Here is a 25278-nt window from a genome sequence, read left to right as displayed (position 1 = left end):
GTTGAGGCTATCATGCGCGTATTGGTTTTCCTGTTAATCACGCTTTTTCCCGGTTTGAGTCATGCGGCTGGGGCCGCATTGCTGCGCTGGCAGGATACGCAGCAGGCAGTCCCGGAACTGCAATCGGACGTTACTGCAAACAAAGTCTGGAAACTGTGCGCGCTGTATCCCAGCCTGAAAGACTCCTATTGGCTTTCAGTGAATTACGGCATGCTTGAGGCGGCGAGAAAATACGGAGTAAGTCTGAAGGTGTTAGAGGCGGGAGGGTATCGTCAGTTCTCCACGCAAAAAACACAAATCGCCCAGTGCCAGCAATGGGGAGCAGATGCCATATTGCTGGGTAGCAGCACGACGACTTTCCCGGATCTTTCCGCGCAGGTAGGCGCGTTGCCGGTCATTGAGGTAGTGAATGCGATACACGATCCGACGGTGAAAGCACGGGTCGGTGTTCCGTGGTTCCAGATGGGGTATCAGCCGGGCCGCTATCTGGTCAAGTGGAGCGGCGGCAAACCGTTAAAGGTTCTGCTATTGCCAGGACCTGATGACGCCGGAGGCAGCCGCGAAATGGTGGCAGGATTCCGTCAGGCGATTGCCGGTAGTCAGGTGAACATCGTGGATGTGGCGTTGGGGGATAATGATATTGAAGTTCAGCGCAACCTGTTGCAGGAGATGCTTGAGCGTCACCCGGATGTCGATGTGGTTGCCGGTACGGCAATTGCTGCGGAAGCGGCGATGGGAGAGAAGCGGAATCCGGGGACGCCGCTAACCGTGGTCTCTTTTTACCTGTCGCATCAGGTGTATCGCGGACTTAAACGCGAAAGAATCATTATGGCTGCCAGCGATCAGATGGTCTGGCAAGGTGAACTGGCGATTCAACAGGCGATCAGGGTGCTACAAGGGCAACCGGTACCGGAAAATATCAGTCCGCCGATCCTGGTGCTCACCCCGAAAAATGCCGACAGCCAGCATGTTCAACGCTCGCTGTCTCCTGGCGGGTTCCGTCCGGTTTATCTGTATCAGTACACGTCGGCCGCTAAAAAATAACCTTCGCCGTGCTGTGTCACCAGTAAATCAGCCCGTAGCTTGTGGCGCAAACGGCGGATCAGTACATCTACGGTGCGTAAGTCTGGATTGTCTACCCGTCGTGCCGAAAGCATACGCAGTAAACGTTCGCGGCTGAGAATTTCTCCCGGATTGGTGACAAAGGCGACCAGCATTTCATACTCGGCGCGGGTGAGTTTGATCGTCTCATCTCCCAGCTCCAGGGTATGCCGGGAGACATTCAGACAGTATCCGGCAAACTGATAGCAGTTATCTTTAGTCTCCGGCTGTGCCTGGCGGGCAAGATCGATACGCCAGAGCAAATTTTTAACCCGAACCACCAGTTCACGTAGCTCCAGTGGCTTGGTGACATAATCATCAGCGCCCATTTCCAGGCCAACGATCCGGTCAATTTGATCGCTACGACCTGTCACCAGAATGATCCCCACCGTTGAGCGTTCGCGCAGGGCGCGGGTCAGCATTAAGCCATTTTCGTCCGGGAGGTTGATATCCAACAGAATGAGATCGACAGGATGTTGTGACATTATTTCACGCAGACCAGCTCCGCTGGCGGTGACAGAGACATGATAACCTTCCTGTTCAAAATATGCCTGTAACCTCGCCTGGGTAACGGGTTCATCTTCAACAATGACAATGTGATGCGGCATCCTGATGGTGTTCTCTTTCTGTTCATATCTGTTCACATTGTGCCGTAAGCCATTCATCCTGACCAGTGTTGCTGTTCACATTTGAGAAATAAGATCCTCTGTAACTAAACCATAAGATTACAGGGGCTATTATGCGGAAACTATGGAGGGCGCTGCTCAGACCGAGCGCACGTTGGTCAGTGTTGGCGCTGGTCGTTATCGGGATTGTGGTCGGTATTGCGCTGATCGTCTTGCCGCACGTTGGTATTAAATTAACCAGTTCTACCGAGTTTTGCGTGAGCTGCCACAGTATGCAGCCGGTTTACGAAGAATATAAACAGTCTGCGCATTTTCAGAATGCCTCCGGGGTGCGCGCAGAATGCCATGACTGCCACATTCCATCTGATATTCCAGGCATGGTGAAACGTAAGCTGGAGGCCAGCAACGATATTTACCAAACCTTTGTTGCCCACTCTATTGATACTCCAGAGAAATTCGAAGCCAAACGCGCAGAGCTGGCGGAGCGCGAATGGGCGCGAATGAAGGAGAACAACTCCGCGACCTGTCGTTCTTGTCATGACTATGATGCGATGGACCACGCGAAACAACATCCCGAAGCTGCGCGCCAGATGAAGATTGCGGCCAAGGACAACCAATCCTGTATCGACTGCCATAAAGGTATTGCGCACCAGCTTCCCGATATGAGCAGTGGTTTCCGCAAGCAGTTTGATGAGTTACGCGCCAGGGCGAACGACGATGGCGAGACGCTCTACTCTCTGGACATCAAACCTATTTATGCCGCCAAAGGTGATAAAGAACCTGCAGGTTCACTGCTGCCCGCTTCTGAAGTGAAAGTGTTAAAGCGTGACGGTGACTGGCTGCAAATTGAAATTGTGGGCTGGACCGAGAGTAATGGGCGTCAGCGCGTGTTGGCGCAACTGCCGGGCAAGCGCATTTTTGTGGCTTCCATTCGTGGCGACATCCAGCAGCACGTGAAGACGCTGGAGCAAACCACCGTTGCGGAAACGAATACGCCATGGAGTAAATTGCAGGCCACTGCCTGGATGCAGAAGGGCGATATGGTCAACGATATCAAACCTATCTGGGCTTATGCCGACTCGCTCTATAACGGAACCTGTAACCAATGCCACGGTGCACCAGAGAAAGAACACTTTGATGCTAACGGTTGGATTGGCACGTTGAACGGCATGATTGGATTTACCAGTCTGGATAAACGTGAAGAACGTACCTTGCTGAAATATTTGCAGATGAATGCCTCTGACACTACGGATAAGCCGCATGGCGATAAGGGAGAAAGCAATGAAAAATAACGATCTCTTTCAGGCATCGCGCCGACGTTTTTTGCTGCAACTGGGCGGCTTGACCGTAGCCGGTATGTTAGGGCCTTCGCTGCTCACGCCGCGTAGCGCTAATGCCGCAGAGGTGCAGGGGGCAGGCGTCAAAGAGGGGATTCTGACCGGTTCTCACTGGGGGGCGATTCGTGCCACCGTGGTTGACGGTCGTTTCATTGAAGCCAGGCCGTTCGAGCGCGATAAATACCCGTCAAAAATGATCGCCGGACTCCCGGATCACGTACACGGTGGAGCGCGTATTCGCTACCCGATGGTCCGCGTGGACTGGTTGCGTAAACGCCATCAGAGCGATACCTCACAACGTGGAGATAACCGCTTTGTGCGCGTTTCGTGGGATGAAGCGCTGGATTTCTTCTATCAGGAGCTGGAGCGCATTCAGAAGACTTATGGTCCGAGCGCGCTGCTAACGGCCAGCGGCTGGCAATCGACCGGGATGTTCCACAATGCTTCCGGGATGCTGGCGCGTGCCATTGCGCTGCATGGCAACAGCGTGAGTACGGGGGGCGACTATTCCACCGGTGCCGCTCAGGTGATCCTGCCGCGCGTAGTCGGGTCAATGGAGGTATATGAGCAGCAGACTTCCTGGCCACTGGTACTCGAAAACAGCAAAACCATTGTGCTGTGGGGTTCTGACCTCATCAAAAACCAGCAGGCGAACTGGTGGTGTCCAGATCATGATGTCTATGAATACTACGAGCAACTGAAGGAAAAAGTGGCACGGGGCGAGATTTCGGTCATCAGCGTTGACCCGGTCGTCACCTCGACTCATGACTACCTGGGCCGTGACAAGGTTAAGCACATCGCCGTGAATCCGCAGGCTGATGTACCGCTACAGCTGGCGCTGGCACACACGCTGTATACCGAGAAGCTCTACGATAAGCATTTCCTCGAGAACTACTGCGTTGGGTTTGAGCAATTTCTGCCTTATCTGCTGGGAGAAAGTGACGGACAGCCTAAAGATGCCCAGTGGGCGGAAAAAATCTGCGGGATTGATGCTGAGACAATCCGTGAACTTGCGCGGCAGATGGCGGGCGGCAGAACGCAAATTATTGCTGGCTGGTGCGTGCAGCGTATGCAGCACGGGGAACAGTGGGCGTGGATGATCGTGGTGCTGGCCTCAATGCTCGGGCAAATTGGCTTACCCGGGGGGGGATTTGGCTTTGGCTGGCACTACAACGGCGCGGGCACCCCAGGACGTAAAGGCGTTATCCTGAGCGGATTTTCTGGTTCTACCACCGTTCCACCGGTACATGACAGCACCGATTATAAGGGCTACAGCAGTACTATCCCGATCGCGCGTTTTATCGATGCGATTCTGGAGCCGGGCAAGAGCATCAACTGGAACGGTAAAACCGTCAAGCTGCCACCGTTGAAGATGTGCGTTTTTGCCGGGACCAACCCTTTCCATCGTCACCAGCAGATCAACCGTATTATTGAGGGCTGGCGTAAGCTGGAAACCGTTATCGCCATCGACAATCAGTGGACTTCGACCTGTCGATTCGCCGATATCGTATTGCCGGCGACGACCCAGTTTGAACGTAACGATCTCGACCAATATGGCAACCACTCCAACCGCGGCATTATCGCTATGAAGCAGCTGGTGCAGCCGCAGTTTGAAGCGCGTAATGATTTCGATATTTTCCGCGATCTTTGCCGCCGCTTTAACCGTGAAGAAGCGTTCACAGAAGGGCTGGATGAGATGGGCTGGTTGAAGCGCATCTGGCAGGAAGGAAGCCAGCAAGGGAAGGGACGCGGTGTTCATCTTCCGGCTTTCGACGTTTTCTGGAATCAGCAAGAGTACGTTGAATTCGAACATCCGCAGATGTTTGTCCGTCATCAGGCCTTCCGCGAAGATCCCGACCTTGAGCCTCTGGGGACGCCGAGCGGTTTGATCGAGATCTATTCGAAAACTATTGCCGATATGCAATATGACGATTGTCAGGGGCATCCAATGTGGTTTGAGAAAATCGAACGTTCACACGGTGGGCCTGGATCGCAGCGTTGGCCGCTGCATCTGCAATCCGTCCACCCGGATTTCCGTCTGCATTCACAGCTCTGCGAGTCCGAAGCGCTGCGTAAGCATTACGCGGTAGGTGGCAAAGAGCCGGTGTTTATTAACCCGCAGGATGCCAGCGCCAGGGGGATCCGCAACGGCGATATAGTTCGTGTATTTAATGCGCGTGGACAAGTGCTGGCCGGCGCGGTTGTCTCCGATCTCTACTCGCCGGGCGTGGCGCGCATCCATGAAGGTGCCTGGTACGATCCTGATAACGGTGGAGAAAGCGGAGCGCTGTGTAAATACGGTAATCCGAACGTGTTAACCCTAGATATCGGCACGTCTCAGCTGGCGCAGGCGACCAGTGCGCATACTACGCTGGTGGAAATTGAGAAATATACCGGTAAGGTGGATAACGTGACGGCGTTCAGCGGCCCGATAAAAATGGTGGCGCAGTGCGAATATGTCCCGGCGGAGAAGGTGACGTCATGATGAAACACACCTCCCTGACGACAGAACAGATGGCCTGTGTTTATGCATGGTTGGCGCAAATGTTTTCCCGGGAGCGTGACGGTGAGGGATTAGCGCAATTGCAGTCCAGCGAAATGACTGAGTGGTTCACCGTACTCAAAGGTGAACCGTCGCTTGAGGCGGATGTTCTTTTGCTGGAAGCGAAAATTGCCGCGCTCAAGGTACGTGAAGACGCTACCCTGGAAATGGCGGCTGATTTTTGCAGCCTGTTCCTGATGTCGGATAAACACGCCGCGTTACCCTATGCGTCGGCTCATCTTGAAGAAGGGCCAAACTACGGGGTCATTAAACAACTGTTATCTGATGCGGGCATGCAGGTAAGCGATACGTTTAGCGAATCAGCCGATCATCTGGCGATTTTTATCGAACTGCTGAGCCATCTGCATTTTTCTCTTGGTGAGCCAGGGGTTAGCCGTCAGCGTATTGATGCGTTGCGCAGAGAAACGCTGGCGGGGCTGTTACGCTGGTTACCGGAGTTCACCGCTAAATGCCGCCGATATGATGACTTTGGTTTCTACGGTGCGTTGAGCCAGCTGCTGCTGGCATTTGTCAGGCTGGATCATCAGAACTGAGTGATGGCCTGAGCCACAGAAAAACGGGAGCACATTCGCTCCCGTTTTAACCCTATCACCGCACAACCAGCACCGGGCATTTCGCGTGGCGGACTACGGCTGCCGCCGTTGAACCCAGTAAATAAGTGCTAAACCCCGGCTTGTGTGAGGCGATGACGATAAGCTCGGCGTCAACCGCCTCCGCCAGCTTGAGAATCTGATCCTTCGGCGGGCCGTAAACGACGTGGGTTTGAGTCCTGCCGGCAGGAATATTGAACTGCTTAATAATTTCTTCGAGTTTTTCGCTGGCCTTGGCCTGCAGACCACTTCTGTCCGGAAACTCGGTAGAGTAGGCCAGTCCCAGCGAGGCATAGAACGGAACGGTAGGAATAACGGCTAAAAAGTGGACCTTCGCGGTTTTGGCATGCGCCTGGACCTGCGGCACAACATGACGAGTGAGATCGGCTTCAGAGATATCAATGGGCACCAGAATTGAGCGATACATATTCACTACCTCCTGTTTGTTTTACCTCTACCCTGAGTGTAGCGAAAGTTGTTTCTGTATAATAAGTGACCAGATCAAGGATGTGTGCATCAGTGCGGGCCAATGAAATGTGTGTGTGTCGTATGTCTGGCCGTAATGTATATGTGAGCGAAATAGTAAGACAGGTATCTTCATTAATACGTGTAATCGCAAAATAGAAAAGGGTTCTTTTTTATATGCTTTCATTGTATATTTAATTATATAGCGAGTGTTAACGCGGGATTAACTTCAGCGACTTTTACTGTTTATAGAATTTTTATTCTGAAGTTTGTGTGGTTAATGGATAATCAAACCTTGCATGTAGAATAAAACTCTAATTTTAAACGAAATTTGATATTTACATTTCATTCTCACTAATTATGCGAGCCCCTTCAAACTTACCCATTGGCTGATTCTTATTTCTCTCTTTGCTTGATGAATATCAATAAATAGCTGCTTTAGGATATTTATTGTCTACCTCTAAAAGGGTATTCGTCTGATGGAAATAAAAGATGAGAAAAATAAATAAAACTATCCTATGGACGATGCTGCTGTGCATTGTTCTTGGCGCAGTTATTGTTTTGGCAGGGCAATGGACATTACATAAAACCTCGAGTACAGAATTCTGTTTGTCTTGCCATACGATGCAGGCGCCCTACGAAGAATATACCGGCTCGGTTCACTTCCAGAATCAGAAAGGCATTCGCGCAGAGTGCGCGGACTGTCATATCCCGGAGGGCGGTTTGGATTTTCTGGTGGCTAAGCTGCGGGCATCAAAAGATGTTTATCATCAGTTCATCACCAAAAAGATCGATACCCCGGAAAAATTTGAAGAACACCGTCTGGAGATGGCGCAAACCGTTTGGGCACAGCTCAAGGCTAATGATTCTGCGACCTGCCGTAGCTGCCACAGTATGGACGCCATGGATCTTGCCGCACAAAGCGCGGATGCTCAGAAGATGCACAAAATGGGCATCGCGGAAAAGCAAACCTGTATTGATTGCCATAAAGGCGTCGCCCATTTCCCACCTGAAATAAAAATGGATGACAGTGCGCTTAAAGGACTTGAAGCGCAGTCAGCCTCCACCCCAGCTTCAGCAACTGAACTTTATGCTGTAAGCAACACCGCGTTGGGAGATCTGGGAACTGTTTACCCGGCAACCAAAATGCAGGTCCTGAAAACAACGGACAATGCGCGACTGGTCGAGATTCGCGGTAGCCAGATGCAAGGAAGTGAACAGGTTATTTACTACGCAGCAGGGCAGCGTTTGATTCTTGCCAGCCTGAGCGAAAAAGGTCAACAGTCGCTGAAGATCCTCTCCGACTGGAAAAAAGATGACTACGGCAATGCGTGGCGAGATGTCGTGCTGCAGGGCGAATGGAGCGGTTCCGCACTCGCCAGCCGTGAACCTATGTGGGATTACGCGCGCAAACTCGACAATGTTTACTGCGCGGGCTGTCATGCGCCAATTCCGGCGAATCACTTCACGCTCAACGCCTGGCCTTCAGTAGCCAAAGGGATGGGGGCCCGCACCAATATCAGTGAAACCGAACTGGATATCCTGAGCCGTTACTTCCAGTACAACGCTAAAGACATGAATAAATAAGCGATCAATCAGGAGAAATCATGAAACTCACAAGACGTGACTTTATTAAGACGGCTGGCGCGGCAACCGGGACAATGGCGATTTCTTCGGTGATCCCAATGCCAGCCTGGGCCGAAGGCCAGAATGGCGGAGCAATCCTGACGGCAGCACGTTGGGGTGCGGTATACGTGGAAGTAAAAGACGGAAAAGTGGTTTCCTCAAAAGGTGCATTGCCGAAAACGGTGCCGAACTCATTACAGCAAACCGCGCCAGATCAGGTTCATACCAATATCCGCGTGAAGTATCCGATGGTGCGCAAAAGCTATCTGGAAAACCCGGGTAAAGCGGATGGCAAACGCGGTAACGATCCCTTTGTGCGGGTCAGCTGGGAACAGGCGCTGAAGCTCATTCATGAACAGCACAGCCGGATCCGCAGCAGCTATGGTCCGGCTTCGATATTTGCCGGTTCTTATGGCTGGCGATCCAGCGGCGTTCTGCATAAGGCGCAAACCTTACTGCAACGCTATATGAGCATGGCCGGTGGCTACGCTGGGCATACCGGAGATTATTCAACCGGTGCCGCGCAGGTGATCATGCCATACGTTGTGGGATCGGTTGAGGTTTATGAGCAGCAAACCACCTGGCCGATGGTGCTTGAGCACAGTCAGGTCGTGGTGCTGTGGGGGATGAACCCGCTCAACACCCTTAAGATTGCCTGGAGCAGCACGGATGAACAAGGGATCGAATACTTTAATCTGCTGAAGAAATCAGGGAAAAGCGTCATCGCCATCGATCCGATGCGTTCTGAAACCATCGAGTTCTTTGGTGATAATGCGACCTGGATTGCGCCACATATGGGGACCGATGTGGCAATGATGTTAGGGATCGCCCATACGCTGGTGAAGAAAAACCTTCACGACAAAGCCTTCCTGGAAAAATACACCACCGGATATCCGCAGTTTGAAGAGTACCTGCTCGGCAAGAGCGATAAAGTAGAGAAAACCGCCGAATGGGCATCTGGCGTGTGTGGCGTGCCTGCTGAGCAACTGGAAAAGCTGGCGGAAATTTTCTCCAGCAACAAAACCATGCTCATGGCAGGTTGGGGGATTCAGCGCCAGCAATACGGTGAGCAAAAACACTGGATGCTGGTGACTCTGGCGGCGATGCTGGGGCAAATTGGTACCGAAGGCGGCGGTTTCGGGTTCTCTTATCACTATTCCAATGGCGGTAACCCAACGCGCATCGGTGGGGTTTTACCGGCGATCTCCGCCAAAATTGAGGGTGGGTCATCGGCAGGTAATGACTGGGCGGTTTCCGATGCGGTGACCAGCCTGCCGGTAGCGCGAATTGTCGAAGCGCTGGAAAACCCAGGCGGCAAATATCAACATAACGGTAAAGAGCAAACCTTCCCGGATATCAAAATGATCTGGTGGGCGGGCGGCGCTAACTTTACCCATCATCAGGATACCAACCGCTTAATCAAAGCCTGGCAGAAGCCTGAACTGGTTGTCATCTCTGAATGCTACTGGACCGCTGCGGCCAAACACGCAGATATCGTTCTGCCAATCACCACTTCGTTTGAGCGTAACGATCTGACCATGACCGGTGATTACAGTAACCAGCATCTGATACCGATGAAGCAGGTCATTGAGCCGCAGTTTGAAGCGCGTAGTGATTTTGACGTATTTGCCGATCTGGCTGAGATGCTTAAGCCGGGGGGGAAAGCTGTCTACACCGAAGGCAAAGACGAAATGGCGTGGCTGAAGCAGTTCTATGACGTCGCGCAAAAAGCCGCCCGCGCCCAGCGTGTTGCCATGCCTCAGTTCAACGCGTTCTGGCAGCAGAATAAGCTGATCGAAATGCGTGAGAATGAAAAGAATAACAAATATGTGCGCTACGCGGATTTCCGCAGCGATCCGGTGATGAACGCACTCGGAACGCCGAGCGGCAAGATTGAAATCTACTCGAAAACGATTGAAGGCTATCAGTATAAAGACTGTCCGCCGCATGCGTCCTGGATTGAACCGGATGAATGGAAAGGAACTGCGGATAAAGATCAGCTGCAGCTACTGACGGCGCACCCGGCACATCGTCTGCATAGCCAGCTGAACTACGCGTCGCTACGTAAAGAGTACGCGATTGCCAATCGTGAACCGGTGACGATTCATCCGGATGACGCAAAAGCCAGAGGGATTGCCGAGGGCGATCTGGTCCGCGTATGGAATGCTCGTGGACAGGTTCTGGTTGGGGCGCACGTCAGCGACGGCATCAAACCGGGTATCATCTGTATTCATGAAGGCGCATGGCCGGATATTGAAAACGGTATCTGTAAAAATGGCGGCGCGAACGTGCTGACGGCGGATATCCCGACTTCAAGACTGGCGAACGGCTGTGCCGGGAATACCAGCCTGGTATACGCAGAAAAATACACCGGTGAAGCGCCAAAACTCACCGTCTTTGATGAGCCAGCAATTGTCACCATGTAATGATGACTGATAAACGGGTGCCGTAAGGCTCCCGTTTTTTATTGCTGTTTGGGCAACGTTTTACTGTTGTTACTCAGCCAGCACTATCACATCTCCCGTTGCCGGGGCGTCAGTTCCCGGTAGCCACAATCGCCCCCACGAACCGGTGCAATGACAGCCGAGCAGTTTTTCGGGTTGCTGTTGCTGAATAAATTGTCGGGTCCGCCATAGCTTAGCGGGGGAGGCGGCGCGTAAATGAAAGCCACCGACCAGGGCGTGAATTTTGGTAACCCCGGTGATTTTCTGGCAATGGCGTACGATGTTCTCTATTCCCCGATGCCCGCAACCGGTAATGATGACTAACCCGCGTGCAGATTTATAGATCAATACGCCTTCGTCACTGATGTAATCTGGCTGGAGTGTTTTCTCGCTAATCACGCCATAGGACTGTGGCGTGGGGACACTGATTTCCCCGGACCACAAAAAACGATCGCTGATAGCCAGCGGCTCGCGGGTGTATTCCATTATGAATCGAGAGTAGTTGTTATCACGCGAGAGTTTTTTAATTTTTCGTGGTGTTCCCGCAACCGTAACTGAGGCGTACCGTTCGCAGGCTATTTGGGGATGGCAAATGATACGGCTGTTATCCGCAAGCCACGGCACGCCGCCGCAGTGATCATAATGACCGTGCGACAGCACTACGGCGGTTAATTGGGTCAGGTCTACGCCCATTTGCGTAGCGTTGTGCATGAAGCTGCCATCCGGCCCGGTATCAAACAATATTGTGGTTGTTTCATCCTGAACTAACAGACTTAATCCAGGCTTGGCCAGTATTGATTTTTCTGCGCCAGCAGCGCGTCGGTTTTCAAGCAGCACTGTGAGGGTTAAAGCCATGCCTGACTCCCGTATTAAAACGGCATACTGTAATACATCGCTTTTGAGAGCGCTGTGATCGCAGCGCTCTTTAGCGTTATCCGTTATTCACGCACAATTTTGCCTGCGTTTCCTGCATCGCTGTCATTCCAGCTACCGTGACCATTTGTTTTAATCGTATAGGTGGCATAGCCGACACGGAAGGTCATCGTATCCTTATAGATATTTACGTCACGCACTTCATTACCATTGACGTAAACGCCGGAATCTTCGACGTGAATATCAACGCTGCGTTGACCATTGGTAAATTTGGCCACGTAATTTCCGCTGAATTTGCCATCAATACCGGCATTATCGTGGTTATCCGTGTTAGTGGTATTTTGCTGTTTTTCACCATGATGATGACGATTCTGCTGGCCGTTGCTGTTCTCAATAAAGCCATGATCGCGGTTCCACTGATAGGATTTATTCACATCGCAGCCATTGAGTTCACTCATCTGCGTACAACCTGAACGTTCATACTTTTTCTGCATTGCCGGGGTAATTGCACATGCTGTTGTGGCAGTTGTCAGGCCAAGGACCAGGAGGGTTAGCAGACGTTTATTCATTTTTTACTCACTATCATCATTAAATTTATTTATAGGAATGCGAACTTTTTGACTGTCATGTTTACGACGACGGCAGTCTCCCATTAAATATTAATGAAGCATACCAGGGGGAATCCTAATTTATAATTAGGGTGGGGTGGTGAATGCTGTAATACGCAACATAATAAGCTGTTTATTTACTTATTTTATACAATCCGGGTAGAGAGCTAAGATGTATTTACTTTTAGAAGAAGGATTTAATGAATTATTAATATTGACATTAACGATGAAGTGGGACGCGGGCTTGTATATAAACAGGCCCGCGTGGGGAGAGTAGTCCACAATATTCAAACTTCGCGTATTTATGGATGTCGTTGTCAATATAGTTCGTCTTTACCCCTGAGTGGAGATCTGCGCGCGGTGCTGCTCGGCCTGTACCTCATGAGCAAATGAATGGCCGTTGTTTACCGATTGGTGAACAACCATCGCTTTTTCGTGTTCATTCATTTGTGAAAATGATTGCGCATTGGTTGATGTTGACGATGAATTATTTGCTTGCGCGGCGTGTGCTTGTGCCATTTTTTGATGTGCAGGAGCGTCGCTGTTATTCATCATTTCATGAGCCATTGCGGCCTGCTGATGCATTTTGGGTGTTTCTGCCGCATTAACGCCAGCTGAAATAAAAAACGCGATAGCTAAAAAAGAGGACATCTTATTCATCATATTTCTCCTGTTTGGGTTTACGGAAGAAAGTATAATTAATAGGGGCTGTCAGTGGCGTGACAGGATTATGACGGTTGTGTCAGACAACAGGTGATGACGGGTATAAGCGTCATCACCATAAATTAAATCGCGTGCTTGGGCAGCGTCAGAATAAAGCGAGTGGCATGAGGGTCGGAAGTCACCGAGACTTTTCCTCGATGGGCAGTCACAATTGATTTCACAATCGCCAGACCAATGCCGCTGCCTTCGCCCTTACGCTGTCGTGAAGGGTCCACTCGATAAAAGCGGTCAAAGAGTCGCGGAAGATGTTGCGGGGGAATGGGGTTTCCGGGATTCTCAACGACTATCTGCACCTGGCCATCCGCCTCTTTCACCCGTACGGTTACCGACTCGCCTTTTGGCGTATAGCGCATGGCATTTGACAGCAGATTACTCATTGCCCGGCGTAACATTAATGGGTCGCCTGAAACCCAGCATGCGCGTCCTTCAAACCGTAAACCAACCTCACGCTCTTCAGCCCAGGCTTCGAAAAAGTCGAACACTTTACCGACCTCATCAGCCAGATTGAGCGCTTTTTTTTCTGGGATCAGCTGATTGTTATCCGCCTGTGCCAGAAACAGCATATCACTCACCATCTTCGACATACGGCCAAACTCTTCGAGATTGGAATACAGCACATCTTCCAGCTCTTTTTGGCTGCGGGTCTGGCTGAGCGCAATCTCCGTTTGGGTGACGAGGTTAGTTATTGGCGTGCGGATCTCATGGGCAATATCCGCTGAGAAGTTCGACTGGCGTTTAAATACGTCTTCGATGCGTTCGATCATATGATTAAACGAACTCACCAGTTGTTCCAGTTCAATAGGAACAGCTTGCGGATCGAGGCGTACATCGAGATCTTTCGAGGTGATATTTTGGATGCGACGACTGACGTTACGAATCGGTTCATGACCTTTGTATACGGCGAACAACACGATAAAAACAATCATCATGCTAATCAGCGATGCTGTCATAATCAGCTTGTTTTTCAGATCGTTAATATAGTGCAGATGAAAGTCGATCGATAATGCCAGATACAGCGTATACGCTGGTTTTCCATCGGCAAGCTGTCCTACCGGCAGGCGAATCATTCGCCAGTTAGACGATGTTTTCTGTCCGTGGATATGTTTGGAGGTTTGCAGTGTGGGGCCTGAGATAATAAAAACATCGCTGGCATGAGCATTTTTATCCGGCCTTGCACTGGCGATAAACTGCCGGAGATCCGGCGCATTGGGCGAATGGAAAATGGCCTTCTGGTTGCTATCTTCCAGAGAAATAATGACGTTCGAATAACCCGCCACCACATTTTTTAGCGTTTCCAGGCGGCGTGATTCTGGCTCGTTGGGTTGGTTAATAATCCTCTCCAGCGTGGCGCTAATCTCTTGTAAATCGTTGATGTCCTGCTCGGCGAAGTGGACTTTCACGGAGTGGATCATTATCCATGCAAAGGCGAAAAATGAAGCAATTGTCGCCAGGCTGATAAAAAAGGTCAGTCGTGTCGCCAGTGAAAAAGGGCGCCGCCATCGTTTACTGGTCATCAGGAACCTCAAGCATATATCCCACACCGCGCACGGTCTGAATCAGTTTCGGCTCAAAATCGTTATCAATTTTGGCGCGCAGACGCTTAACGGCGACGTCGATGGCATTAGTATCGCTGTCAAAATTCATATCCCAGACCTGGGAGGCGATCAGCGAGCGGGGTAAAACTTCCCCCTGATGGCGCAGGAAAAACTCAAGCAGCGTAAACTCTTTGCTGGTCAGGGTGATGCGCGTACCGCTACGGGTGACTTTCCTGCTGACCAGATCGACCATTAAATCCGCGACCTGAAACTGGCTTTCAACAATCACCGCAGCGCCCCGGCGCAGCAGCGTTCTGACCCGTGCCAGCAGTTCGGCGAAGGCAAATGGTTTAACCAGGTAATCATCAGCACCTAATTCCAGACCTTTAACCCGATGTTCAATGGTACCCAGTGCGGTGAGGAGAAGAATGGGCATTCCTTTGTTGGCGGAACGCAGCATCCGCACGATATCCCAGCCGTTTACATCCGGCAGCATGATGTCGAGTATGAGCAGGTCGTAATCGCCGGTCATCGCCAGGTGATACCCGTTCAGGCCGTTATCCGCCAAATCCACAACAAAACCCGCTTCCGTCAGGCCTTTCGTCAGGTATTCACCGGTTTTTTTCTCATCTTCGACTATCAAAACCTTCATCGCATTCTCCTTCTCGCACTGGTTGTGCGGACTTTCAATTCTAGGGAAGCGGGATCGGATAGCAATCTGTTATTGGGAAAATGACAGTTTTGTCATTTTCCTGTCACCGGTTAAACAGAGTCACTTCGTTAAAGTACAAGACTATAAATTCCTACTTATTTTAGGGACATCAGTCCGGTCAGGACGAGAAGAACTATGAGCAAATTTAAGCTTCTTACTCTCAGCGCTATATTCGTGCTCGCTGGTTGTTCATTGGCGCCGGACTATCAGCGCCCGGCCTTGCCGGTGCCACAGCAATTTTCTTTAAGCCAGAATTCCCTGGTGTCGGCTCCTGGTGAATACCAGGACACGGGGTGGCGAACCTTTTTTGTTGACGACCAGGTGAAGGCGTTGATTGGTGAGGCGCTGATCAATAACCGCGATTTACGCATGGCGACGCTGAAGGTTCAGGAAGCGCGAGCGCAGTATGGCGTCACGGACGCTGACCGTTATCCGCAAATCACGGCAGGCTCCAGCGGTACCTACAGCGGTAAATTAAAAGGTGATAGCAGCACCGATCGTGAATTCGAAGCTGGACTCAATCTCAGTTTCGACCTGGATTTCTTTGGGCGGCTTAAAAATATGAGTGAAGCCGAACGGCAGAACTTCTTCGCCAGCGAAGAGGCGCGTCGGGCGGTGCATATCTTATTAATTTCCAACGTGTCGCAAAGCTATTTCAACCAGCGTCTGGCTTACGCGCAGTTGCAAGTTGCCGAAGAAACGCTGCAAAACTATCAGCGCTCTTATGCTTTTGTAGAGAAGCAACTGATAACCGGTAGCACCAACGTACTGGCGTTGGAACAAGCGCGCGGTGTGATTGAAAGTACGCATAGCGAAATTGCCAAGCGTAAAGGTGAGTTGGCACAGGCCAATAACGCGCTGCAACTGTTGCTGGGTACATACGGGAAATTACCCGATGACCAGGCGCGCAGTCGTGGGGATATTAAACCGGTAACGCTGCCGCCATCGCTTTCGTCGCAAATACTGTTGCAGCGCCCGGATATTATGGAAGCTGAGCACGGATTATTGGCGGCAAATGCCAATATCGGTGCTGCGCGGGCGGCATTTTTTCCGTCGATAACGTTGACAAGTTCCGTGTCCAGTAGCAGTAGCGATCTTTCCAATTTATTTAATGCCTCCAGCGGCATGTGGAATTTTGTCCCCAAAATAGATATTCCAATCTTCAACGCCGGACGTAATCAGTCCAATCTCGACCTGGCAGAAATTCGCCAGCAACAGTCAGTAGTGAATTACGAACAAAAAATTCAGAACGCGTTTAAAGAAGTGGCGGATGCACTGGTGTTACGCCAAAGCATTGCCGATCAAATTAGTGGGCAGCAGCGTTATCTGGATTCATTGCAAATCACACTACAGCGCGCCAGAGCGCTTTATCAGAATGGCGCAGTTAGCTATATCGAAGTATTAGACGCAGAACGTTCTTTATTCGCTACGCGGCAATCGCTGCTCGATCTTAATTACGCCCAACAGGTTAATGAAATTAAACTGTTTGCTGCCTTAGGCGGCGGTTGGGTGGAGTAATCCTTAATATTAACTTTTCAGGAGCATGATGTATGAATACTACCGCCAAAGCCGTACTGTTTAGCCTTTTCTCTGTGGTTATGTTTAACGCCCAGGCCAATGAAAATCAGCATGGCGAGATGATGAATATGCAGCCAGCGGCTCAACAGGAACAACGCATTAGCGCTACCGGGGTGATTGAAGCTGTTGATATGGAGAGTAAAAAAATCACGATCAAACATGACCCTATTCCAGCGGTGAACTGGCCGGCCATGACGATGCGCTTTACGCTGGTTGCTGATACGAAGGCTGATGATATTAAGCCAGGCGATAAGGTCGCGTTTACGTTTGTTCAGCAGGGAAATCTCTCTGTGTTACGCGATATTCACATCAGTAAATAACGTTCTCGCTGGTCTCTTTTATTCTTGCCCGGGTTTTTGCGAACGCGGGCGAGACTATCGCGCAATGGAAATCACTATGGCGTCTTTAAATATTAAAAATACCGCGCTTATTCTCGGTAGCATGATTGCCGGCGGGATTATTTCTGTCGGTGTTTATACTTATTATTCATCGGCAAAAATATCGTCTGTAGCCGGGCCAGTTCAGCAAAAAGAAGCCAGAAAAGTGTTGTTCTGGTATGACCCCATGTATCCGAACACGCGCTTTGATAAACCGGGTAAATCGCCGTTTATGGATATGGATCTGATCCCGAAATATGCCGATGAAGAGACCGCGAACGCGTCATCGCCTGGCGTGCGCATCGATCCTACACAGACCCAGAACCTGGGGCTGAAAACAGAGCCAGTGCGTCGTGGACCACTGCACTACGCGCAAACTTTCCCGGCCAACGTTAGTTATAACGAATACCAGTTTGTTATTGTCCAGGCACGCTCTGCGGGCTTTATCGAGAAGGTTTACCCGCTGACCGTGGGGGACAAAATTAAGAAGGGTTCGCCGCTGATCGACCTGACTATTCCTGATTGGGTTGAGGCGCAGAGCGAATATTTATTGCTGCGGGAAACGGGCGGCAGCGCGACGCAGGTGGAAGGGATTCTGGAGAGATTACGTCTGGCTGGAATGCCTGAAGCGGATATTCAGCGCTTAAAATCGACGCGTAAAATTCAGACCCGCTTTACTCTGAAAGCGCCTATCGATGGGGTGATCACCGCATTCGATTTGCGTACCGGTATGAACATTTCCAAAGACAATGTGGTCGCGAAAATTCAGGGTATGGACCCGGTATGGGTTAGCGCGTCGGTCCCGGAATCTATCGCCTGGCTGATTAAAGATGCCTCGCAATTTACCATCACCGTGCCCGCCTGGCCGGATAAGCCTTTCACCATCAGCAAGTGGAGTATCTTACCAAGCGTTGATGCTACCACGCGTACGCTCCAGCTCCGTTTACAGGTCGATAACCCCGACGAGGCGCTCAAGCCCGGGATGAATGCTTACCTGCAACTGAAAACACAAAGCGAGCCAATGCTGCTGATCCCGTCTAAGGCACTGATTGATACGGGTACCGAGCAGCGGGTCATCACCGTTGATAACGAAGGCCGATTTGTGCCGAAACAGGTTGCGGTATTCCATGAATCCCAGGGGCTGACGGCTATCCGCTCCGGCCTGACCGAAGGCGAAAAAGTGGTGTCCAGTGGCCTGTTCCTGATTGATTCTGAAGCGAATATCTCTGGCGCACTGGACCGTATGCGCGCCCAGAACAGTAAGGCGCAAGACGCAGCCGCCATGCCAGCCCAGGCGACCCATTCACACTGAGGACATGATAAATGATTGAATGGATTATCCGTCGTTCGGTGGCAAACCGTTTTCTGGTGATGATGGGGGCGCTGTTTCTTAGCGTCTGGGGAACCTGGACCATCATCAATACGCCGGTTGATGCGCTGCCCGATCTCTCTGATGTTCAGGTGATCGTCAAAACCAGCTATCCGGGGCAGGCGCCGCAAATTGTTGAAAATCAGGTGACCTACCCGCTGACCACCACCATGCTGTCGGTACCCGGCGCGAAAACCGTGCGCGGTTTCTCGCAGTTTGGTGATTCCTACGTGTACGTCATTTTCGAAGATGGTACCGATCCTTACTGGGCGCGCTCGCGCGTACTGGAGTATCTCAACCAGGTTCAGGGAAAATTACCGGCTGGCGTTAGCGCGGAAATGGGACCGGACGCCACGGGCGTCGGCTGGATATTTGAGTACGCGCTGGTGGATCGCAGTGGGAAACATGATCTGGCGGAATTACGCTCTCTTCAGGACTGGTTTTTAAAGTATGAGTTAAAAACGATTCCTAACGTGGCGGAGGTCGCTTCGGTAGGCGGCGTGGTTAAACAGTATCAGGTCGTTATCGATCCGATGAAGCTGACGCAATATGGCATCAGCCTGGCGGATGTGAAATCGGCGCTGGATACGTCGAATCAGGAAGCGGGCGGCTCATCTGTTGAGATGGCTGAAGCGGAATATATGGTCCGCGCCAGTGGATATCTGCAAACGCTCGGTGATTTCAATAACATCGTCCTGAAAACAGGGGCCGACGGTGTACCTGTTTACCTGCGCGATGTGGCGCGCGTACAGATTGGACCGGAAATGCGCCGTGGGATCGCCGAACTGAATGGCGAAGGCGAAGTCGCGGGCGGGGTGGTTATCCTGCGTTCCGGTAAAAATGCGCGTGAGGTGATCTCTGCCGTTAAAGCCAAACTCGACACGCTGAAAAGCAGCCTGCCGGAAGGCGTAGAGGTAGTTACAACATACGATCGCAGTCAGCTCATCGATCGCGCCATTGATAACCTCAGCTACAAGCTGTTGGAAGAGTTTATCGTCGTGGCGCTGGTGTGCGCACTGTTCCTGTGGCATCTGCGTTCGGCGCTGGTGGCGATTATTTCCCTGCCGCTGGGGCTGTGTATCGCGTTTATCGTGATGCATTTCCAGGGTTTGAACGCCAACATCATGTCGCTAGGGGGAATTGCCATTGCCGTCGGGGCGATGGTTGATGCCGCAATAGTGATGATTGAAAACGCCCATAAGCGGCTGGAAGAGTGGGGGCATCAGCATCCGAATGAAAAGCTCGATAACGCAACGCGCTGGAAGGTTATTACTGACGCCTCGGTAGAAGTCGGCCCGGCATTGTTCATCAGCCTGTTGATCATCACGTTGTCGTTTATCCCCATTTTCACGCTTGAGGGGCAAGAGGGGCGACTGTTCGGCCCGCTGGCGTTCACCAAAACGTATGCCATGGCAGGCGCGGCATTTCTGGCGATTGTGGTTATTCCGATCCTGATGGGATTCTGGATCCGTGGAAAAATACCGGCCGAAAGTAGCAACCCGCTTAACCGTTTTCTGATCCGTATTTACCATCCGTTGTTGCTGAAGGTGTTGCACTGGCCCAAGACCACCATTCTGGTGGCGGTGCTTTCAATACTGACGGTTGTCTACCCGCTGAATAAAGTCGGTGGTGAATTCCTGCCGCAGATTAACGAAGGCGATCTGCTGTATATGCCTTCGACATTGCCGGGGATCTCAGCGGCGCAGGCAGCGGATATGCTGCAGAAAACCGACAAGCTGATCATGACCGTTCCGGAAGTGGCGCGCGTGTTTGGTAAAACCGGTAAGGCAGAAACCGCAACAGACTCCGCGCCGCTGGAAATGGTTGAAACGACGATCCAACTGAAGCCGCAGGACCAGTGGCGTCCGGGGATGACGATGGACAAAATCATCGCCGAGCTGGACAAAACCGTACGCTTGCCGGGGCTGGCGAATCTGTGGGTTCCGCCGATTCGTAACCGTATCGACATGCTCTCTACGGGGATCAAAAGCCCAATTGGCATTAAGGTGTCGGGTAATGTTCTGGCAGATATCGACGCCACGGCGGAGCAAATTGAAGAGGTGGCCAGAACCGTGCCGGGTGTCTCTTCGGCGCTGGCCGAGCGTCTGGTGGGCGGACGCTATCTCAACGTAGATATCAATCGTGAAAAAGCGGCCCGGTACGGTATGACCGTAGGTGCTGTGCAGCTGTTTGTGACCTCAGCGGTAGGAGGGGCAATGGTGGGCGAAACGGTGGAAGGGATTGCACGCTATCCTATCAACCTGCGCTATGCGCAGAGCTATCGTGATAGCCCGGAAGCATTGCGTAATCTGCCGATTCTGACGCCCATGAAACAGCAAATTACGCTGGCGGATGTCGCCGATGTGACGGTGGTTTCGGGGCCTTCGATGCTGAAAACCGAAGATGCGCGACCAACCAGTTGGATTTACATCGACGCCCGAGATCGTGACATGGTCTCAGTGGTGAACGATCTGAAAAAGGCTATTGCTGAAAAGGTCCAGTTAAAGCCGGGGACCAGCGTGGCGTTTTCAGGGCAATTCGAGCTGCTTGAGCGCGCCAGCCATAAGCTCAAGTTGATGGTGCCAATGACGCTGATGATTATCTTCGTCTTGCTTTATCTGGCCTTCCGTCGCTTTGGCGAAGCGCTGCTGATTATCACCAGTGTGCCTTTTGCGCTGGTGGGCGGCATCTGGTTCCTTTACTGGATGGGTTTCCATATGTCGGTCGCAACCGGAACCGGATTTATCGCCCTGGCAGGTGTTGCTGCGGAGTTTGGCGTGGTGATGCTGATGTACTTGCGCCACGCTATTGAAGCCGAACCCGCGCTGGAAAATCCGCAAACCTTTACGGCGGACAAGCTGGATGAAGCGTTATATCACGGTGCCGTGCTGCGCGTGCGCCCAAAAGCGATGACCGTGGCGGTGATTATCGCGGGTCTGTTACCTATCTTGTGGGGGACGGGAGCTGGCTCAGAAGTCATGAGCCGCATCGCCGCGCCGATGATTGGCGGCATGATCACCGCGCCATTGCTGTCGCTATTCATTATTCCGGCTGCGTATAAGCTGATGTGGCTGCACAGACACCGCGGTCAAAAATAATGCTCTAAAGCGCGCGCCTGCATTCGGATTTGTTGCCGAAGCAGGCGCCGCGTTATACCTCCAGTGCCTTCACGCGTTTGCGGTACTCGCCCGGCGTGCAGCCAAATTCCCGTAAAAAGACTTTATGGAATGACGATTCGCTGGCGTAGCCCACCGACTCGGCCACCACAACCAATGGCTGCGACCCGCGAGACAGCATCTGGGCAGCGAATTGCAGGCGTAATGTGGTTAATACTGCGAGCGGCGTGGAGTTTGAGACTTCACGAAATAGCTGCGCGAAGCTGGCCCGCGACATATGCGCACGTTTCGCCAGTTCTTCGACGGTCCAGGCAAACGCCGGTGACTCCAGCATCATGAAGACGACAGCCCCTAGTTTGGGATGAAGCAGTAGATTTAACACGTTCTGAACGGGGGTCGCCTTGGTTAACCATTCGCGAACGGCTAAGGCGAACAGTGTGGCGCATTGTTGACTGCAGACTACACTGGAACCTGGCAGAGTACTCAAGGATTCCTGTTGCATCAACGCAATCATGGCCTTGAGCCAATAGCTGACAGGGCTATTTTCATCAGGTGCCAGAACCAATACTTCCGGTAACGCAGTTAAAAAATAGCGTGAGGAAGCGTGCAATCGAAGGCTGCCACAAACAATGTGTGTTTGTTCATCGCCAGACTGGCAGAGCCGATGTGCGGAGTTTTGCGGCAGGATCACGATAGTACCGGGCCGCAGAGTAAAAGATGTCCCATCGGGCATGTCCAGTTGGGCTGCCCCTTGTGTGACCGTATGCCAGCGGATAATGGACAATTCACCTGCTGCGTGAGGCAGTTGCCAGTCCCTGCTCAGTAGGCAGTTTTGGTCAATTGAGCCTTGTGGGTCGTTAAGCATCAGTAATCGGCTAAGGGCATCCATGGAGACTCCTGAACATTTTTTGTTGTCGTTTATTGAAACGATATTATCTCTTTATTTCATTATTATATTAATACCTTCAAAGTGTTAGTGTAATAATTCATTCTCGAAATGTTAGTCATCTTTAAGGCTAATTTAGACGATCTGACAGTTATCTGCGAGTTGTGGATACATTGTTTCGGCAGAGTTAGAGCTATATTTCAGTTCATCAAACGAACAGTGACTTGGCGGAGAGACAGCATGAATCAGTATCAGGCGATTATTATTGGATTTGGCAAAGCGGGTAAAACGCTGGCGGCAACACTGGCCAAAACGGGTTGGCGGGTAGCGATTATTGAACAGTCAAACACCATGTATGGCGGGACATGCATCAACATCGGCTGTATCCCAACCAAAACCCTGGTACATGATGCTGAACTTCAGCATGACTTTGCCGAAGCAATGCAACGCAAGGCCTCTGTTGTCAGTTTTCTGCGCGATAAAAATTTCCATAATCTTGCCGATCTGGAAAATGTGGATGTGATTGAAGGTCGTGCTGAATTCGTTGATAACCATACTGTGCGAGTCGTGCAGTCAACAGGCGAGATTGAGCTGAGCGGCGAGAAAATCTTTATTAATACTGGCGCCCAGTCAACGATTCCAAACGTTGAGGGATTAACCACGACACCTGGCGTATTTGACAGCACCGGGCTGTTGAATTTGACGCAACGTCCAGAGCGTCTGGGCATTTTGGGCGGTGGATATATCGGCGTTGAATTCGCATCGATGTTTGCCAACTTTGGTAGCAAAGTCACTATTTATGAAGCAGCTCCGCAGTTTTTGCCTCGTGAGGACCGGGATATTGCTGACGCTATCGCCAACATTTTACGCGACAAAGGCGTCGAGCTGATCCTCAATGCCAACGTGCAGTCGGTCTCCTCTCATGATGGTGCAGTACAGCTGCACATGCCGGAGGGTGCCCAGACGGTGGATGCGCTGTTGGTAGCATCAGGTCGCAAACCGGCGACAGAAAACCTGCAATTGCAGAAAGCGGGTGTGGATGTAAACGATCGTGGTGCCATTGTTGTGAATAAATATTTGCGTACATCGGCAGATAACATTTGGGCAATGGGCGATGTCACTGGTGGATTGCAATTTACCTATATCTCGCTGGATGACTTCCGTATTGTGCGTGACAACCTGCTAGGCGAGGGGTTACGTAACACGGGCGATCGTAAAAACGTACCGTATTCCGTCTTTATGACGCCGCCGCTTTCCCGCGTCGGAATGACTGAAGAACAGGCTCGCGCCAGCGGTGCGGCGGTGCAAGTCGTGACGTTGCCGGTAGCGGCTATCCCGCGAGCACGTGTGATGAATGATACGCGTGGTGTTCTTAAAGCGGTGGTGGATAGCGAAACGAAACAAATATTAGGCGTGTCGCTGCTGTGCGTGGATTCTCATGAAATGATTAATATCATCAAGACGGTTATGGATGCGGGGTTACCTTATACCACATTGCGTGACCAGATATTTACCCATCCAAGTATGAGCGAATCATTAAACGATCTCTTTTCTCTCATAAAATAATAATAGCGTAGTCTGCATATTTGCCCCACCCGTGTGGGGCTTTTTTTTATTTGTTTTTATATTCCTGATACTAATTGACAGTTATTCTGGCGTTACGGATGAAATAAAATAAGGTGGCATGTTTTATTATATTCCCACTGAGATAACTCGTTAATGGAAATAGAAATGAACATGCTTAAAACTACGTTACTAATGACTGCGTTACTGACTGCTCCGGTGACATTTTCCGCGTTAGCGCAAACCGAGGTTGCCCACGTTAGCGTATCAGCCGTGTCTGGCTCTCCTTCCGTGGTGGAAGATGCTATTGCGAAACTGGCGCAGGAAAAGAATGCGACTTCCTGGAAAATTACCTCAATGCGCATTGATAGCAGTACTCACGCAACGGCAATTTTGTACAAGTAAGGAGAGCCGGGATGGAAAAGTATCTTCGTATATTGGGCAAAGGCGATAGAGTTGGATTAACCTTGATTCGCCTGAGTATCGCGATTGTTTTTATCTGGATTGGTTTATTAAAATTTGTACCTTACGAAGCCGACAGCATTACGCCGTTTGTCGCCAATAGTCCGGTAATGTCATTTTTTTATGAGCATCCAGAAGAATACAAACAACATTTAACCCACGAAGGTGAATTCAAACCGCAGGCTCGTGAATGGCAGACAGCGAATAACACGTATACGTTCTCAAATGGCCTGGGCGTAGTCGAAGTTCTTATCGCTTTGCTGGTGCTGGCTAATCCTATTAGCCGTTGGTTGGGATTAATTGGCGGCGTTCTGGCATTTGCCACACCAATTGTTACCTTATCATTTTTAATAACCACACCAGAAGCGTGGGTAATGCCGCTGGGTGATTTACACCACGGATTTCCGTACTTGTCAGGCGCCGGGCGGTTGGTGTTAAAAGATACGTTAATGTTGGCGGGAGCAGTGATGATTATCGCAGATTCATCCCGATCAATAATTAAGCAGCGGTATTGAATTTTTAACGTTGTGCCCTCTGTAAGATAGCAAGCCACTATAGTTCGATTCGGTACTTACCGGGCCAGCAGGATGCTGGCTTTTTTTCTGACTTAAGGTAAATTTATTAAGCATATATAAATTGCAATTATTCAATTTAGAAGCATAACGAGTCAGGGCTATATTTTTAGTTAATGATAGAGTGCAGTAAACATCTTCTCTTATCCCCC

General features: G+C 51.0%; 21 protein-coding genes. 13 read left to right on the top strand and 8 right to left on the bottom strand.

Features of this window, described 5'->3' with window-relative positions:
* Positions 1–12: 12 nt before the first annotated feature.
* A complete protein-coding gene (gene torT, locus OGY04_RS12570) occupies positions 13–1044 on the top strand; it encodes a TMAO reductase system periplasmic protein TorT (protein ID WP_048214755.1) in 1032 nt (343 codons plus the stop codon).
* Here torT and torR read toward each other — a convergent pair.
* Positions 1017–1709, bottom strand: a complete 693-nt coding sequence (torR, locus tag OGY04_RS12565) for a two-component system response regulator TorR (RefSeq protein ID WP_020996565.1) — start codon at positions 1707–1709, stop codon at positions 1017–1019. The two genes, torT and torR, sit on opposite strands and share 28 nt — an antisense overlap.
* Positions 1710–1840: 131 nt before the next feature.
* Here torR and torC point away from each other — a divergent pair, with 131 nt between their 5' ends.
* Genes torC through torD form a run of 3 tightly spaced genes read left to right on the top strand, consistent with a single transcriptional unit; the run spans position 1841 to position 6160 of the window.
* The gene (torC, locus tag OGY04_RS12560) at positions 1841–3019 is read left to right on the top strand and encodes a pentaheme c-type cytochrome TorC (RefSeq protein WP_003831126.1); all 1179 of its coding nucleotides are present in this window, start codon (positions 1841–1843) and stop codon (positions 3017–3019) included.
* On the top strand, positions 3009–5549 hold the full coding sequence (torA, locus tag OGY04_RS12555; RefSeq protein WP_250671216.1) for a trimethylamine-N-oxide reductase TorA: 2541 nt from the start codon (positions 3009–3011) through the stop codon (positions 5547–5549). The genes torC and torA overlap by 11 nt, the downstream gene beginning before the upstream one ends.
* Positions 5546–6160 (top strand): molecular chaperone TorD, encoded by a 615-nt coding sequence (torD, locus tag OGY04_RS12550; RefSeq protein ID WP_167820309.1) that lies wholly within the window; start codon positions 5546–5548, stop codon positions 6158–6160. Before torA ends, torD begins: the two co-directional genes overlap by 4 nt.
* Positions 6161–6215: 55 nt before the next feature.
* Here the strand turns inward: torD and uspF are convergent, their stop codons facing one another.
* Positions 6216–6644, bottom strand: coding sequence for a universal stress protein UspF (gene uspF / locus OGY04_RS12545; protein ID WP_003831130.1), 429 nt, complete (start codon positions 6642–6644; stop codon positions 6216–6218).
* A gap of 530 nt (positions 6645–7174) precedes the next feature.
* Here uspF and OGY04_RS12540 point away from each other — a divergent pair.
* Positions 7175–8269, top strand: coding sequence for a NapC/NirT family cytochrome c (locus tag OGY04_RS12540; protein ID WP_048235934.1), 1095 nt, complete (start codon positions 7175–7177; stop codon positions 8267–8269).
* 20 nt (positions 8270–8289) lie between these two features.
* Positions 8290–10734 (top strand): trimethylamine-N-oxide reductase 2, encoded by a 2445-nt coding sequence (locus OGY04_RS12535; protein ID WP_286585351.1) that lies wholly within the window; start codon positions 8290–8292, stop codon positions 10732–10734.
* A 69-nt stretch (positions 10735–10803) separates the two neighbouring features.
* Here OGY04_RS12535 and OGY04_RS12530 read toward each other — a convergent pair whose 3' ends face one another.
* From OGY04_RS12530 to cusR, 5 genes are all read right to left on the bottom strand, one after another.
* Positions 10804–11607: an MBL fold metallo-hydrolase gene (locus OGY04_RS12530; RefSeq protein ID WP_267457820.1), complete on the bottom strand. Its 804-nt coding sequence runs from the start codon at positions 11605–11607 to the stop codon at positions 10804–10806.
* An 83-nt stretch (positions 11608–11690) separates the two neighbouring features.
* Positions 11691–12194 carry a hypothetical protein gene (locus tag OGY04_RS12525; RefSeq protein WP_286585350.1) on the bottom strand — a complete coding sequence of 168 codons (504 nt, stop codon included), beginning with the start codon at positions 12192–12194 and terminating at the stop codon, positions 11691–11693.
* Between the two features lie 372 nt (positions 12195–12566).
* Entirely contained in the window at positions 12567–12893 is a 327-nt protein-coding gene (locus OGY04_RS12520) for a PcoE/SilE family metal-binding protein (protein WP_100272807.1), read from the bottom strand.
* A 125-nt stretch (positions 12894–13018) separates the two neighbouring features.
* Positions 13019–14470, bottom strand: coding sequence for a Cu(+)/Ag(+) sensor histidine kinase (locus OGY04_RS12515; RefSeq protein ID WP_286585349.1), 1452 nt, complete (start codon positions 14468–14470; stop codon positions 13019–13021).
* Positions 14460–15143: a copper response regulator transcription factor CusR gene (gene cusR / locus OGY04_RS12510; protein WP_003831137.1), complete on the bottom strand. Its 684-nt coding sequence runs from the start codon at positions 15141–15143 to the stop codon at positions 14460–14462. Before cusR ends, OGY04_RS12515 begins: the two co-directional genes overlap by 11 nt.
* Positions 15144–15338: 195 nt before the next feature.
* On the opposite strand from cusR, the gene OGY04_RS12505 reads away from it, so the two are divergent.
* The 4 genes from OGY04_RS12505 (at position 15339) to OGY04_RS12490 (ending at position 21625) form a co-directional block, all read left to right on the top strand.
* Positions 15339–16721: an efflux transporter outer membrane subunit gene (locus OGY04_RS12505; protein ID WP_100272806.1), complete on the top strand. Its 1383-nt coding sequence runs from the start codon at positions 15339–15341 to the stop codon at positions 16719–16721.
* Between the two features lie 32 nt (positions 16722–16753).
* A complete protein-coding gene (gene cusF, locus OGY04_RS12500) occupies positions 16754–17101 on the top strand; it encodes a cation efflux system protein CusF (RefSeq protein ID WP_048226186.1) in 348 nt (115 codons plus the stop codon).
* A gap of 76 nt (positions 17102–17177) precedes the next feature.
* Positions 17178–18470: an efflux RND transporter periplasmic adaptor subunit gene (locus OGY04_RS12495; protein ID WP_008784024.1), complete on the top strand. Its 1293-nt coding sequence runs from the start codon at positions 17178–17180 to the stop codon at positions 18468–18470.
* 11 nt (positions 18471–18481) lie between these two features.
* Positions 18482–21625: a CusA/CzcA family heavy metal efflux RND transporter gene (locus OGY04_RS12490; protein WP_111465960.1), complete on the top strand. Its 3144-nt coding sequence runs from the start codon at positions 18482–18484 to the stop codon at positions 21623–21625.
* 52 nt (positions 21626–21677) lie between these two features.
* Here the strand turns inward: OGY04_RS12490 and rclR are convergent, their stop codons facing one another.
* Positions 21678–22532, bottom strand: coding sequence for a reactive chlorine-specific transcriptional regulator RclR (gene rclR / locus OGY04_RS12485; protein ID WP_137377130.1), 855 nt, complete (start codon positions 22530–22532; stop codon positions 21678–21680).
* A gap of 237 nt (positions 22533–22769) precedes the next feature.
* Between rclR and rclA the strand changes: the two genes are divergently transcribed.
* The 3 genes from rclA to rclC all read left to right on the top strand — a co-directional run bounded on the left by rclA (position 22770) and on the right by rclC (position 25069).
* Positions 22770–24095, top strand: a complete 1326-nt coding sequence (gene rclA, locus OGY04_RS12480; RefSeq protein WP_111465958.1) for a reactive chlorine resistance oxidoreductase RclA — start codon at positions 22770–22772, stop codon at positions 24093–24095.
* 171 nt (positions 24096–24266) lie between these two features.
* On the top strand, positions 24267–24497 hold the full coding sequence (gene rclB / locus OGY04_RS12475) for a reactive chlorine resistance periplasmic protein RclB (protein ID WP_048216347.1): 231 nt from the start codon (positions 24267–24269) through the stop codon (positions 24495–24497).
* Between the two features lie 11 nt (positions 24498–24508).
* The gene (rclC, locus tag OGY04_RS12470) at positions 24509–25069 is read left to right on the top strand and encodes a reactive chlorine resistance membrane protein RclC (protein WP_286585348.1); all 561 of its coding nucleotides are present in this window, start codon (positions 24509–24511) and stop codon (positions 25067–25069) included.
* Positions 25070–25278 lie beyond the last annotated feature (209 nt).

It is taken from the genome of Citrobacter sp. Cpo091 (assembly GCF_030332645.1).
GTDB lineage: Bacteria > Pseudomonadota > Gammaproteobacteria > Enterobacterales > Enterobacteriaceae > Citrobacter > Citrobacter portucalensis.
Note: the sequence above shows the minus strand (reverse complement) of the source record. Positions and strands in the feature narration are given on the sequence as shown.